Annotated in this window: 13 protein-coding genes; 4 read left to right on the forward strand and 9 right to left on the reverse strand. The window is 57.1% G+C overall.

Annotated elements, in window-relative coordinates:
* Positions 1-7: 7 nt before the first annotated feature.
* From NLX71_RS02710 to NLX71_RS02745, 8 genes are all read right to left on the reverse strand, one after another.
* On the reverse strand, positions 8-883 hold the full coding sequence (locus tag NLX71_RS02710) for a LysR substrate-binding domain-containing protein (protein ID WP_254361951.1): 876 nt from the start codon (positions 881-883) through the stop codon (positions 8-10).
* A 165-nt stretch (positions 884-1,048) separates the two neighbouring features.
* Positions 1,049-1,450 (reverse strand): acyl-CoA thioesterase, encoded by a 402-nt coding sequence (locus NLX71_RS02715; RefSeq protein ID WP_254361952.1) that lies wholly within the window; start codon positions 1,448-1,450, stop codon positions 1,049-1,051.
* A 101-nt stretch (positions 1,451-1,551) separates the two neighbouring features.
* On the reverse strand, positions 1,552-3,309 hold the full coding sequence (gene pyk, locus NLX71_RS02720; protein WP_254361953.1) for a pyruvate kinase: 1,758 nt from the start codon (positions 3,307-3,309) through the stop codon (positions 1,552-1,554).
* Positions 3,302-4,276: an acetyl-CoA carboxylase carboxyl transferase subunit alpha gene (accA, locus tag NLX71_RS02725; protein WP_254361954.1), complete on the reverse strand. Its 975-nt coding sequence runs from the start codon at positions 4,274-4,276 to the stop codon at positions 3,302-3,304. Before accA ends, pyk begins: the two co-directional genes overlap by 8 nt.
* Positions 4,269-5,189 carry an acetyl-CoA carboxylase, carboxyltransferase subunit beta gene (gene accD, locus NLX71_RS02730; protein WP_254361955.1) on the reverse strand — a complete coding sequence of 307 codons (921 nt, stop codon included), beginning with the start codon at positions 5,187-5,189 and terminating at the stop codon, positions 4,269-4,271. The genes accA and accD overlap by 8 nt, the downstream gene beginning before the upstream one ends.
* Before the next feature lie 33 nt (positions 5,190-5,222).
* Positions 5,223-5,414, reverse strand: coding sequence for a hypothetical protein (locus tag NLX71_RS02735; protein ID WP_010496159.1), 192 nt, complete (start codon positions 5,412-5,414; stop codon positions 5,223-5,225).
* A gap of 129 nt (positions 5,415-5,543) precedes the next feature.
* Positions 5,544-6,038 carry a phosphatidylglycerophosphatase A family protein gene (locus tag NLX71_RS02740; protein WP_254361956.1) on the reverse strand — a complete coding sequence of 165 codons (495 nt, stop codon included), beginning with the start codon at positions 6,036-6,038 and terminating at the stop codon, positions 5,544-5,546.
* Between the two features lie 110 nt (positions 6,039-6,148).
* Positions 6,149-9,838, reverse strand: a complete 3,690-nt coding sequence (locus tag NLX71_RS02745; RefSeq protein ID WP_254361957.1) for a DNA polymerase III subunit alpha — start codon at positions 9,836-9,838, stop codon at positions 6,149-6,151.
* A 141-nt stretch (positions 9,839-9,979) separates the two neighbouring features.
* Between NLX71_RS02745 and NLX71_RS02750 the strand changes: the two genes are divergently transcribed.
* The 3 genes from NLX71_RS02750 (at position 9,980) to NLX71_RS02760 (ending at position 11,196) form a co-directional block, all read left to right on the forward strand.
* Positions 9,980-10,312, forward strand: a complete 333-nt coding sequence (locus tag NLX71_RS02750) for a YtrH family sporulation protein (RefSeq protein WP_254361958.1) — start codon at positions 9,980-9,982, stop codon at positions 10,310-10,312.
* The gene (locus NLX71_RS02755) at positions 10,309-10,818 is read left to right on the forward strand and encodes a sporulation membrane protein YtrI (protein ID WP_254361959.1); all 510 of its coding nucleotides are present in this window, start codon (positions 10,309-10,311) and stop codon (positions 10,816-10,818) included. The genes NLX71_RS02750 and NLX71_RS02755 overlap by 4 nt, the downstream gene beginning before the upstream one ends.
* Before the next feature lie 90 nt (positions 10,819-10,908).
* Positions 10,909-11,196 carry a YtpI family protein gene (locus tag NLX71_RS02760; RefSeq protein WP_254361960.1) on the forward strand — a complete coding sequence of 96 codons (288 nt, stop codon included), beginning with the start codon at positions 10,909-10,911 and terminating at the stop codon, positions 11,194-11,196.
* A gap of 121 nt (positions 11,197-11,317) precedes the next feature.
* Here NLX71_RS02760 and NLX71_RS02765 read toward each other — a convergent pair whose 3' ends face one another.
* Positions 11,318-12,664 (reverse strand): DRTGG domain-containing protein, encoded by a 1,347-nt coding sequence (locus NLX71_RS02765; protein WP_254361961.1) that lies wholly within the window; start codon positions 12,662-12,664, stop codon positions 11,318-11,320.
* Between the two features lie 149 nt (positions 12,665-12,813).
* Between NLX71_RS02765 and NLX71_RS02770 the strand changes: the two genes are divergently transcribed.
* A complete protein-coding gene (locus NLX71_RS02770; RefSeq protein ID WP_254361962.1) occupies positions 12,814-13,146 on the forward strand; it encodes a hypothetical protein in 333 nt (110 codons plus the stop codon).
* The last annotated feature ends 27 nt before the right edge of the window (positions 13,147-13,173 follow it).

A 13,173-nucleotide genomic window follows, 5' to 3' on the forward strand; every position in this document is an offset into this window, starting at 1 on the left:
CACCCGCTCAATCGCCGAACGCTTGGCCGAGCTTCAAAAATTCATGCAGCACCGGCGACGTCTCGTCTTTCCGCCAAATAAACGCCGTTTCCAGAACGGCGGCTTCCCGAATGTCCCGGTAAACGACCCCTTGATTTTGCTGGTGCCGAAATGACGCGGGAACCAAAGCAACCCCCATCCCTTCGGCTACGAAGGCGACAACGGTTAAAATTTCAGGCGCTTCCAGCGCAAGGTTAGGCGAAAATCCGGCCTTATAGCACAAATGGATGACCGCATCGTGATAGGTAGAACCGTTTTGCCTGGGAGACAAAATAAACGGCTCATCCTCCAGATCGCGGACGCTAAGCGCTTGCCGGCCGGCCAACGGATGCGCCTCGGGAAGCACCGCCATAAACGGCTCGCGTATAAACAGCTCCGTATTCAAATACGGACTGTGAATCGAGGCGCCTACAATTCCGAGATGGATGCTTTTTTCGTGCAGCGCTTGCAGCTGGTTCCCGCTCTTCATTTGATGCAGCTTTAATTCCACCGAAGGAAAACGCAGCCGATACTGCTGCAGCAGCGGAACGATGTGATAGGTCGCCGAACCGACAAAGCCAATCACCAGTCTGCCCGTTTGCCCGCGGCTCGCTTTCTCCGCCGTCTCGCGCGCTTGCTCCACACGCGCTAACGCCGACCGCGACTCCTCCAGGAATACTTTCCCCGCATCCGTTAATTCCACGTGCTGCTTGCTTCGGGAAAATAACGAGAATCCGAGCTCTTCCTCCAGCTTGCGGATTTGCTGGCTTAACGGGGGCTGCGCCATATTGAGGCGTGCAGCCGCCCGGCCGAAATGCAGCTCCTCCGCAACCGTAACGAAGTATCGCAAATGACGCAGTTCCACTGTGCCTCTCCCCTTTGATCGCTTTATCCTTCCGCTTGTACTTCAATTATACAATAGGCACGAATCATTTTGGAAAATATAGCATAAACAGGAATAGGACCTGACCAAGAAAGGCCAAGTCCTTCATTATCTGTAGGTTAGCGGAATTCGAGATGCGCTTTCGCTTTAGCCCATGGCTTTGAAAAGGAGGGCATATAAATCCGGTACTTCTCTGTCGATCCGCACCGGCTTCCAATCCCGGTTCAACCAGACGTGCTGCGTTCTCCCGGTGACCAGCACTTCCTCGCCGCGTTTAATTTCGTAAGCGAACTGGAGCCGAAGACTCCTCAACTCGACAACTTTGGTGTCAATCGTCACCAGATCATCGTAACGGGCGGGCGAGCGGAATTTCAGGTCCGCTTCGATCACCGGCAGCAGCAGACCGCGGGCCTCCAGCGCCTGATAAGGCATACCCAGCTCGCGGATCATCTCCGTCCGGCCGACTTCAAACCAATTCAAATAGTTGGCGTGATACACGACACCCATCTGGTCCGTCTCCTGATAGCGGACACGTAGAGCATGCTGCATACGAACCTCCTGAATCCTTATAGTTATAAAGCAAAGGAGCGAAACCGCTGTTCGATTTCGCTCCGATGGTTCTGTATCGTAAGGCTTCGACGATGTTCTATTTACAGCACGCGGGCGCGGCCGGAATAGATGACGCCGACTTCCGGATAGATGGATACTTCGTCGTTGTCTTTCAGGATGCCGATCGCGTTGTCCACACCGACGATGACCGGCTTGCCCAAGCTGATGCCGACAACTGCCGCATGGGACGTAATCCCGCCTGTCTCGGTAATGACCGCTGCCGCTTTCTCGAAGGCCGGCATATAGTCTTTATCTGTCGTAATAGTAACCAGAATGCAGCCCTCGGTCGTCTTCGCATTCGCTTCCTCGGCGGAGCGGGCCGTCACGACATGGCCTGTGGCGATTTGCGTGCCGATCCCTTGCCCTTTGGCGATCATTTCACCGATTTGATGAACCTTGATCAAGTTGGTCGTTCCGGAGCGGCCGACCGGCACACCTGCGGTAATCACGACGAGATCGCCCAAGCTGACAAGGCCTGATTTCACGCTGGCATCTACGGCATGCTCGAACAATTGGTCGGTCGAAGTACACGTTTCACCTTTCACCGGAATAACGCCCCATACGAGCGACAAACGGCGCAGCACGCGGTCGTTCGGCGTTACCGCGATAATCGGCGCTTTCGGACGGTATTTGGATACCATACGCGCCGTATAGCCGCTTTCCGTCGAAGTCAGAATCGCTTTGGCGTCCAGATCAAGCGCCGAGTTCGCTACCGCTTGGCTGATCGCCTCGGTTACAGTCTTCTGCTGCGCATTGCTTTGACGGATGAAAATTTCCCGGTATTCCAGCGCGGTTTCCGCACGCTCGGCGATGCGGGCCATCGTCTGTACCGACTCCACCGGGTATTTCCCTGCTGCCGTTTCACCGGACAACATCACGGCGTCCGTGCCGTCGAAGATCGCGTTCGCCACGTCACTTGCTTCCGCACGCGTCGGGCGCGGGTTGCGCTGCATGGAATCCAGCATCATCGTAGCCGTAATAACCGGTTTGCCGGCCTGGTTACATTTTTTGATCATCGCTTTTTGCACGATCGGCACGTCTTCAGCCGGAATTTCCACGCCGAGATCGCCGCGCGCTACCATGAGACCGTCGGATACCTCGAGAATTTCGTCGAGGTTTTCCACGCCTTCCTGGTTTTCGATTTTGGAAATGATTTGAATATGCGTTGCGTTATGGCGGTCCAAAATTTCACGGATTTCAAGGACGTCACTTGCTTTGCGCACGAAAGAAGCAGCGATAAAATCCACTCCCTGCTGAATGCCGAAAATGATATCGTTCGCGTCTTTTTCCGTGATGCCCGGCAGGTTGATTTTCACCCCCGGCACGTTCACGCCTTTCTTGCCTCCAAGCAATCCCCCGTTTTTAATCCGGCACACGACATCCGTTCCGCGAATATCCTCGACCGTCAGTCCGATCAAGCCGTCATCGATCAGAATGGTGGAACCGATCTTTACATCCCTGTAAAGGTCCCTGTATGTGATGGAAACGCGCTCGGCATCGCCGAGTACTTCTTCCGTCGTTAAGGTGATCAGATTGTCCTGAAGCAGCTCAACTTTTTGATCGTCCTTCAGCTTGCCGGTCCGGATTTCCGGTCCCTTGGTATCAAGCAGAATGGCTACGCTTTTGCCGAGCTCCTGACAAGCCTGACGCGCGTTCTTGATTCTGTTGCCATGCTCCTCGAAATCGCCGTGGGAGAAGTTCAGCCTAGCAACGTTCATCCCTGCATCAATGAGCTTCTTGAACATGTCCAGCGATTCGCTGACCGGTCCGATGGTACACACAATTTTTGTTTTACGCATGATTTCCCTCCTGGATCGTGGTGAACCGACCGATTTGTCTAAATTTATTATAACGGTCTTCTATTAATTCATTCTCTGTCATCTTGAGCAATTCCTGCAAGTGGGTCCACAACATTTGCTTAATCGATTCCGCTTGCGCGACAACATCCCGATGAGCGCCGCCCTTCGGTTCGGGAATGATCGCGTCGATAACGCCGATCTTCAAAATTTCGTCCGCCGTAATCTTCATCGCTTCGGCGGCCTCCATCGATTTTGAAGCGTCTTTATATAAAATCGAGGCTGCGCCTTCCGGGCTGATAACCGAATAAATCGCATTCTCAAGCATAAATACGCGGTTGCCTACGCCAAGCGCCAAAGCGCCGCCGCTGCCGCCTTCGCCGATGACGACGCACAAGACGGGCACTCGCAAGGATGCCATCTCCATCAGATTCCGGGCGATCGCTTCCCCTTGCCCTCTCTCTTCCGCCGCATTGCCGGGGTAAGCGCCTTTCGTATCGATGAACGTAATGATCGGACGCTTGAACTTGTCCGCCTGCTTCATAAAACGCAGCGCTTTGCGGAAGCCTTCCGGATGCGGGCTGCCGAAGTGACGCGCAATGTTGTCCTTCGTGTCTTTCCCTTTCTGATGGCCGACCACCGTCACCGGAATGCCGTTAAATCGTGCGATGCCCCCCACAATGGCCAAGTCGTCGCCATATAAACGGTCCCCGTGCAGCTCGATGAAATCGGTGAACAAATGCTGAATGTAGTCCAGCGTCGTCGGGCGCTGCGGATGACGGGCGACCTGCATTTTTTGCCGGGTCGACATGCCGGCGTACAATTCCGTTTCGAGCTGCTCCAGCCGCTGCTCCAAACGCTTGATTTCCTCGGAGAAATCGATCTGCTTGTCCGCTCCGAACTTGCGCAGCTCGTCGATTTTGGCGCGAAGCTCGACTAGCGGCTGCTCAAAAGGCATTTCACTAGCCATTAACGGTTTCCTCCTTTACCGCGTGCATGCCAAGAAGACGGGTCAGCGTACTCCGCATTTCTTTGCGGTGCGAGATCAGGTCCACTTGTCCATGCTTCAGGTTAAATTCCGCCGTCTGGAAGCCTGGGGGCAGCTTGATTCTCATCGTCTGTTCGATGACGCGTCCGCCGGTAAAGCCGAACGCCACGCCCGGCTCGGCAATAATGTAGTCTCCAAGCATCGCGAAGCTCGCGCTGACGCCGCCGAAGGTCGGGTCGGTAATGACGGAAACGTACAGGCCGCCCTGCTCGTTCAGCTTGGCGAGCGCCGCGCTCGTTTTCGCCATCTGCATCAGGCTGAGAATACTTTCCTGCATCCGCGCGCCGCCCGATGTGGAGAAAATGATAACCGGCCGGTTCGTCCGGGTCGCATGCTCGATCGCGTTCGTCACCTTTTCGCCAACAACCGATCCGAGCGTACCGCCCATAAAGTCGAAGCTCATCACCGCTACGACAACCGGATACCCTCCGATCGTTCCTTCGCCGGTAATAACGGCGTCCTGCATGCCGGTAGCTTCGACCGCTTTGTTGTATTTGGCTATGTAAGCGGGAAATTCGAGCGGGTCCTCGGATGCCATCTCGCTGTCAAACTCCACAAAGCAGCCATCGTCCATCGTCATCTGGATGCGCTCTACGGCATTCAGCTTGTAATGGTACTCGCAAGCGGTACATACCTTTAAGTTTTTATCAAGCTCTTTGTTATACTGGATCGTCCCGCACTTGGGGCACTTGTTCATCAGGCCTTCCGGGATTTCGCGTTTCGGACGCTCTTCGGGAACGTCGATGGCTCCGTCCATCACCCGGTTCGGAGCCCTCCTGTCCACGGAAGGAACCGTGGCATATTTTCTTTTCTGAAACAAGTCTTTAAATTGCACAATTACACCTCGCTTGCGGTATTGGGGACTTGTTTAGGATCTATGCAAAATGGAATTCAGCACTTCCTGAACCTCTTCCAATTCACCTTCGGGAACGACGATCTCAAATTGGTTTTTGGTCATGTTGATAGCGCGGACTTGAACAAGGAAGCCTTCCTCCGTAAGTCTTTGCTTGATTCTTTCAGCGATTTTAGCGGTCGGAGCGATATAGATAACCGTCCACATGGAAAAGGACCTCCCGAACATAATGCAATAATGATATCATAAGTGCACTTTTTCCCGCAACCGAAGTTCGGTATGCCGGAGGGGAGGTCTTTATCGGTAAAAGGTGCGCCGTTTCGGCAAATCTCGACGTCAGGTTTGCGTCGAAAGTCCGTCCGCCTCATCCTGATGCTTGTGCGCGATCCGGGCCGAAGCCGCGGCGGCCAGCCCCGCCACCAGGTCGTCCAAAAAAACGTGAATGCGCGTCGGGTGGTCATTCAGCTCGCGAATGATGCCCGGCTTTCTCTTATCCAAATAGCCAAAGCTGGTCAGCCCGACCATGCCGTATACGTGAACGATGCCGAGCGCCAAGGTCTCGTCCACGCCGTACAAGGGCGCATCCGTCTCCATCAGTCCCTGCAGCGGCTCGGGCAGTTCCTTCCGTTCGGCCAGCTCGTCCAGCGCGATTCCGGTATAAAGCACGTATTGGACCTCGCGCTTTCGGAGAACCATCAGCACGCTCTCAATGCACGCCTCCGCGGAAAGCGCGGGATTATAGGGAAGCTGCAATTCGCGCACAATGTCCGCTATTTGTTCGACAGTAACGCCGCGTTTCTCCAAACATTCGACAATGTGTTGGCAGGACATAGAAAAAATAACGCCTCCTCCGGTTCCATTTCGTAACGCGTGCAAACCGGCGAGTCTCACGTCTCGCCGAAAGGGTGCAGGTTACTAAATGTATGCGGAGGAGGCGCGATTTATTTCACTTTCACGCTGTCTTTGCCAAGCAGCTCTTCAATGCGGGCGAACAGCTCGGGAGACGGCTTCACCTTGTACTGGTCGCTTAAGCCGAGCGTTTTCTGGGTCCGCTCGTAGTACAGCACGACCGGCAGCGGACCGCTATGCCCGGCGATCAGCCGCTTGAGCGATTCAAGCACCGCCGGCTGCTCGCGCTGCGGAGAGATGCGCATGTAGACGCGCTGACCCGTCGTTGCGGCGCGGGGACCGCGGGCGGCGGCAGCTTCAGCGGGCCGTTCAGGCCTGTCCGCAGCCTTGCGCTCCGCCCCGCCCGGCGAGGGGCTGGACGCTTGAGACGCCGCCGGGGAAGCTGCCGCCGAGTATCGGCTTCGCGAGTCGCGCGCAGCCTCCGCTGAAGCGGTGCCGCGGGGCGCAGAGCCGGAAGCGCGCCGCTGACCGCTTCGCGAGGCCCCTGCCGGGAGCGGCGCCGGCTTGACCGCCTTCTGCTCCAGATGCGGATCATCCAGCGCAATAAGTTGGTCGGCCAGCAGCTTGTAGTCTTCGTCCCCGAGCTGAAGCTTGGCGACGACCAGCACGGGCTTGCCCTTCTGCACCAGCGGGGCGTACTTTTTCCACGTTTCCGGGAACAGCACGACCTCCGCCTTGCCGACACGGTCTTCCAGCTCCATGAACGCCATCGGCTGGCCTTTTTTCGTGACGATTGTCTTGTTCGAGACGACCAGCCCGGCAACCATGACGTCGCTGCCATCCGGATACTCTTGAAGCCGGGACAGCAGGTCTATCTCCAGCTTCTGCAGCACCGCATCGAAATCGTCGAGCGGACTGCCGGAAATGTACAGGCCGAGCAGCTCCCGCTCCAGCTCCAGCTTTTGCGTCAGCGTAAACGGAGGAATCTGAGGGTATTCCACCTCCCAGTTGACCTCCTCCGTGAAGCCGTCGAGCACAAGCTGCAAATCTTCGCGGTCCTTGCGCCACTTGACCGCCGCATCGACGGCGTCTTCCAGCATCGCAAGCTGCTGGGACCGATGGCCCGGCAGCGAATCGAGCGCGCCGCCTTGAATCAGCGACTCCATCACGCGCTTGTTGCAGACGCGCAGGTCGACGCGCCGGCAGAAATCGATCAAGCTGGCATAGGCGCCCGTACGTCGCTCTGCGATGATCGATTCAATCGCGTGCGTCCCGACGTTCTTGATCGCCGCGAGGCCGAAGCGAATCGCGCCGCCGTTCTCTGCCGCAATCGGCGTAAACAGAAAGCCGCTTTCGTTCACGTCGGGCGGGAGCACGGCGATGCCCATGCGGCGGCATTCGTCGGCATATTCCGCGATTTTATGATGGCTGCCCGTCACTGCCGTCAGCATCGACGCCATGAACGGCACGGGGTAATGCGCCTTCAGATACGCCGTCTGGAATGCCAGCACGCCGTAAGCCGTCGCATGCGCCCGCGGGTAGCCGTAGTCGGCGAAGCGTACGATCATGTCGTATACCCGGTTCGCCTCGGCTTCGCTATAGCCTTGGCTTAGGCTCCCTTTCACGAAGTGGTCGCGCTCCTTGTCCAGCACTTCCCGCTTCTTCTTGCTGACCGCCCGGCGCAGCAAATCCGCTTCGCCAAGGCTGAAGCCGGCCATCTTCGAAGCGATCTGCATGATCTGCTCCTGATAAATGATGATCCCGCACGTATCCCGCAGGATGGGCTCCAGCGCTTCATGCGGGTATTCCACCGGCTGCTGTCCGTGCTTGTAGGCGATATACTTCGGGATGAATTCCATCGGGCCCGGCCGGTAGAGCGCGAGCACCGAGATGATGTCCTCGAAGTTCGACGGCCGCAGCTCCTTCAGCACGCGGCGCATCCCGGCCGACTCCAGCTGGAAAATGCCCGTCGTATCGCCCCGGCTGAGCAGCTCATATGTGGCCGGATCGTCGTCCGGCACCTTCGTCCAGTCGAAGGGCGCTCCCGTCTGCTCGCAAATCCATTCCAGCGTACGCTCGATGATGGACAGCGTCCGCAGTCCGAGAAAGTCCATCTTCAGCAGGCCGATCGCTTCCAGATGCTCCATCGTATACTGCGTCAGCGCCGTCTGCTCGGTTCCTTCCTGCAGCGGCACGTACTGCGTCAGCGGCTCGCGCGAAATGACGACGCCCGCGGCGTGGGTGGAGGCGTGGCGCGGCATCCCCTCCACCTTCATCGCCAGCTCCAGCAGCTCCGCCGTCTTCGGCTGCTTCGCGGCGAGCGCCTTCAGGTCGGGGCTCGCGCGCAGCGCCTCCTCCAGCGTCATGCCGAGCTGATGCGGAATCAGCTTGGCCGCGCGGTCCACCTCGCCGTAAGGCATGTTCAGCACCCGGCCGACGTCGCGCACCGCCCCTTTGGCGGCCATCGTTCCGAAGGTGATAATCTGCGCCACCCGGTCCCGGCCGTACTTGCGCACGACATAGTCAATCACCTCGTCGCGCCGGAGGTCGCTGAAGTCAATATCGATATCGGGCATCGACACCCGCTCGGGGTTCAGGAACCGTTCGAACAGCAGGTTGTAGCGGATCGGGTCCACATCGGTGATGCGCAGCACGTAGGCGACGAGGCTCCCCGCCGACGACCCCCGTCCGGGTCCGGTCGCGATCCCCTGCTCGTGAGCGAAACGGATGAAGTCCCATACGATCAGAAAATAATCCGAATACCCCATCCGCTCGATGACGGACAGCTCGTAATGCAGCCGTTCATCCACCTTGCTCCGCCACTCCGCGTCGTTCCATTCCTCGGCCGCGCCGTACCGCTGCTCGAGGCCCTGCCGACAAAGCTGGGCGAGATACGCCCCGGCTGTCATGCCGTCCGGAATCGGAGCGAATTCCGGCAAAATCGACTGCCCGAACTCTAGCTCAAGGTCGCACCGTCGGGCTACTTCCAGCGTATTGGCAAGCGCCTCCGGCGCATGGGCGAACAGCTCTGCCATCTCGTCCGGGCTTTTCAAATAAAGCTGCGATGTATGAAACTTAAGCCGCGCTTCATCGTCGATCGTTTTACCCGTGCCTATGCAAATGAGGATGTCCTGCACCGCATGATCCGGCTCGCGAACGTAATGCGCGTCGTTGGTCGCGACCAGCGGAATGCCGGTGTCGCGGGCAAGCCGGAGCATGTCCTGCATCACTTTCTTTTGCTCCGTCAGGCCGTGGTCCTGCAGCTCCAGAAAAAAATCGTCTCCGAAGATCGCGCGGTAGCGCAGCGCCGCCGCCTTCGCCTCGTCGTAGCGTCCGTGCAGCAGATGCTGGGACACCTCGCTGCCAAGACACGAGCTGGTGCAGATCAGCCCTTCCGCATAGCGCTCCAGATGCTCCAGATCGATCCGCGGCTTATAGTGATAGCCTTCCAAATGTCCAATGGAGCACAGCTTCATCAGATTTTGATAGCCGGTTTTATTTTTGGCGAGCAGGATCAGGTGATAGATCGGCTGCTCTTGACGGCTGCCTTTTTGCCGGATGGAGCCCGAAGTGAAATAAACCTCGCACCCGATAATCGGCTTGATCCCCCGCTGCTTGCACGCTTTATAAAAAGGAATGGCGCCGTACATCACACCGTGATCCGTCAGCGCCAGCGCCTTCATGCCGAGCTCGGCCGCACGGCCGACCAAATCGTCGATGCGCGCGGCGCCATCGAGCAGACTATATTCGCTGTGCACATGCAAATGTACGAAATCGCCCATCCGGGCCGCCTCCCCGCGTTTGAAATATTTATCCATAGTTTAGCATAATGCGAACAAGTGTGCCATATATTTAGTAGGGCGAAGTCGGCCAAGCCCCGAACGGCTGGGAACGGCTCAACAGTCCGGAAAGGATGAGGAACGATGTCTCCATTTGTATCCAGATGCTTTCTTGATTTTTTCGTGGCGTTCGGAGTCGTGCTCGGGGGGACGATGCTGGCCGGCATTAGCGCCGTACTAACGCTCGAACCGCCGGTGTACCGGATGACGAGCGTCGCGGAGCAAATCAAAATTTGGGCGATCGTCGCCGCCATCGGCGGAACGATCGATCCGATCCGCGCAATTGAGACGCATTTTATCGAGGGACATATCTCCCCGGCGATCAAACAAATCATGTACATCGTCTGCGCCTTCGTCGGCGCGCATATGGGCTCGACCCTGATCCAGTGGATCTGCAAAGGAGGGGGCGAGGGGTGAAGACGCCCGCTTCCGGTTCGTCCGGCGGTTTTTTGCATGCGGCGGGCCTCCTTATCGCCGGGATGGTCATCGGCGCCGCCCTGTTTCTGAGCGCGTACAATCAACGCTTGAATATGATGATCGAGCAGAACCGGGAGCTGCTCTCCGCCAAGGTGGATCTGGAAGTCAAGATCGCCGATTTGACCAAAACGAAAAATCAGCAGACGACGATCAATCTTCTGAACATTTATATTGAGCCCGGAGAGCATACGACGCTCGACAAGGTGACGGAAAGCGAGCTGAAGCGCCGCATTCACGGCGACTTGAAAAAAATCGTCGTCGGCCGCAAAATATCCGACTTTGCCGCGATGCCTGACGTCTACGAGCAAATTTTGACGGAGAAGCCTTACGTCGGCGTGCTGGATAAGGATTACGTCGTACAAACCGTCAAATGGATCGTGCTGACCCAAACGGAGCTTAAGGTATGGGTCACGGTCAAAGAGTGGAAGCGCATCCCGCTCTCGTAATCTTCCACACCCGGTTGATTTCCCGCGCGTAAATCGCTAAAGTGGAAGCAGAACCCGTACATAACTGTACATAAGGATGTGCCGCTCAAAATGCAAACCATGCAATGGACGCTCAGCGTGCTGATCGTCATCTTCCTCGCATTTTCGCTCTATTTCAGTGTGCGTTACCGCCGGGAACAGGAGCCGAAACGGCGCGGCCTGTATTCGGCCCGGATGAACATCTTCATGGGGCTTATGCTTGTCGTGATCGCCGTATCCCAGCTGTTCTTCTTCGAAGATTCCGCAACCCGCCGCATCTTCGGAACCGTCTGCCTGCTGCTCGGCTTGTTCAATCTGTTTGCGGGCATCCGCAATCACAATCTGTTCAGCCGGAAATAGACCGGCAACGCCTAAATCTCCGGACGGCACCGGAGGACGATGTCCTTCCGGCCGCCCACCAAGCCCGTGAAGCCATTCGCGGGCTTGAACGGCTTCACAGCCCCCTTTTTCCGCTCTCCTCTTAAGGCTCGAATACTTGCGCCGTCAGCATCGCCTTGGCCACCAAAGCGCCGTCCAGATGCATCTCGACATCGATTTTGCCGAATTTGCGGCTTACCTCGATAATGCGGGGACGTATTTCCACCGCGCTGTCGATCTGCACCGGCTTGATAAAATACGAAGCCATGTTGTCCAGCACAAGATCGCCCTTCTTGACATCCTGCACCGCGTGATAAGCAGCCTGCGTCATCAGCACCGTCAGCACGCCTTCGGAGACGGTACCGAGCCGGTTCGTCATCTGCGGGGTAATCGTCCCGCGGAACACGGGGTGCCCGTCCCCGTCCTTCTCCTCGCAGAAGCCCGACCAGATCAAATCCTCGAACGTCTCCCCGTGCTGCGGCTGGCGCTGAATATGCTGCATCGCCTTCAGCACGTCCTTGCGGCTGATGACGCCGGTCAGCTTGCGGCTCATGTCGATGATCGGCAGCAGTTCGATGCCCTCCCATACCATCAGATGGGCCGCCGCCGCTACCGACGTGTTGGCGTTTGCCGTCACCGGTCCCCGGGTCATCCGCTTGTCGATCGTCTGGCCCGGCTCGGCGCCGATCAAATCCTTCGACGTAATCATGCCGATGACGCGGTTCCACTCGTCCACTACCGGAAAACGGCTATTCCCGGTTTCCTCGTGCAGCCGCTGCCAGTCTTTCAGCGTATGGTGCGCCTTCAGCGCGTACACCTGCATCGATTTGGGGACGATGTCCTCGATCAGCAAAATTTTCTTCTTGATCAGCCGGTCGTAAATCGCCCGGTTGATCAAGGATGCGACCGTGAACGTATCGTAACTGCTGGAAATGATGGGAAGCTCCAGCCGGTCGGCGAGCTCCTTGACCTCCTCGCTCGTCCCGAAGCCGCCTGTAACCAGCACGCCCGCCCCTTGCTCCAGCGCGCCCAGATGCGCCGTGCTCCGGTTTCCGACGATCAACAGGCTGCCCGGATCGATATAGCGCATCATCGCATCCTGCTCCATCGCGCCGATGACGAACTTGTTCAAGGTTTTGTCCAGGCCCGCCATGCCGCCGAGCACTTCGCCGTCGACCATATTCACGACTTCCGCGAACGTCAGCTTATCCATCTGGTCGCGCAGCTTTTTCTCGACGCGAACCGTGCCTACCCGCTCCTTCGTCGCCACCAGTCCGATCGCGTCCGCCTCCTTGATCGCGCGGTATGCCGTCCCTTCGCTGACCCCAAGCATCTCGGCGATTTTGCGGACGGAGATTTTGCTGCCGATGTTCAAGCTCTCGATATATTTCAGGATTTGTTCGTGCTTGGTTGCGGCTTCCTGCACGTTGGTCGTTTCGTTTTCACTCATCTGTTTCACCGATCCATTCTAATTCTGTATCACTCTGTACTATATCTTATCATTTTTTTTGCACAAAAAAAACTGCACTCAGGACTAGAAAAGCAGCCCGTCAGCATACAATGGATTAGGCGAAACCCCATAGGAGGTGTGGAATCCGTATGTCAGACAACCCATTCGCAGGCGAGACGCGGACCGTCTACGAGCTTGATACGCGCGACGCGGAGGCATTCAACCGGTGCAAGAACCGCATTCACAGCATATGCACCGAATATTTGCAGAGGCCCGTACGCGTCTATACGGTTCACGGGCACAGCTACGAAGGCGCGATCGTACATATCGACGATCATTATGTGTATTTGCAAATGTCCCCGGAGCACGGCCGCGCCCTGCTTCCCGGCCCAGGTGCTTATTCGTTCTACAATCCCTACTACAGCAATGTGATCTTACCGCTCGTCCTGTTCGATCTGTTGGCGATCTCGCTCATCGTGTAGCCGAGGGGCAGAAAAAAAGTCCGTTTC

This window comes from Paenibacillus sp. MZ04-78.2, from assembly GCF_024213375.1.
Classification (GTDB): Bacteria; Bacillota; Bacilli; order Paenibacillales; family NBRC-103111; genus Paenibacillus_G.

What these genes read in the sequence shown, in the direction of transcription:
- NLX71_RS02715 (WP_254361952.1), bottom strand. Translation starts at nt 1,450, where the DNA reads ATGCAGCATGCTCTACGTGTCCGCTATCAGGAGACGGACCAGATGGGT.
- pyk (WP_254361953.1), bottom strand. Translation starts at nt 3,309, where the DNA reads ATGCGTAAAACAAAAATTGTGTGTACCATCGGACCGGTCAGCGAATCG.
- accA (WP_254361954.1), bottom strand. Translation starts at nt 4,276, where the DNA reads ATGGCTAGTGAAATGCCTTTTGAGCAGCCGCTAGTCGAGCTTCGCGCC.
- NLX71_RS02735 (WP_010496159.1), bottom strand. Translation starts at nt 5,414, where the DNA reads ATGTGGACGGTTATCTATATCGCTCCGACCGCTAAAATCGCTGAAAGA.
- NLX71_RS02740 (WP_254361956.1), bottom strand. Translation starts at nt 6,038, where the DNA reads ATGTCCTGCCAACACATTGTCGAATGTTTGGAGAAACGCGGCGTTACT.
- NLX71_RS02745 (WP_254361957.1), bottom strand. Translation starts at nt 9,838, where the DNA reads ATGGGCGATTTCGTACATTTGCATGTGCACAGCGAATATAGTCTGCTC.
- NLX71_RS02750 (WP_254361958.1), top strand. Translation starts at nt 9,980, where the DNA reads ATGTCTCCATTTGTATCCAGATGCTTTCTTGATTTTTTCGTGGCGTTC.
- NLX71_RS02760 (WP_254361960.1), top strand. Translation starts at nt 10,909, where the DNA reads ATGCAAACCATGCAATGGACGCTCAGCGTGCTGATCGTCATCTTCCTC.
- NLX71_RS02765 (WP_254361961.1), bottom strand. Translation starts at nt 12,664, where the DNA reads ATGAGTGAAAACGAAACGACCAACGTGCAGGAAGCCGCAACCAAGCAC.
- NLX71_RS02770 (WP_254361962.1), top strand. Translation starts at nt 12,814, where the DNA reads ATGTCAGACAACCCATTCGCAGGCGAGACGCGGACCGTCTACGAGCTT.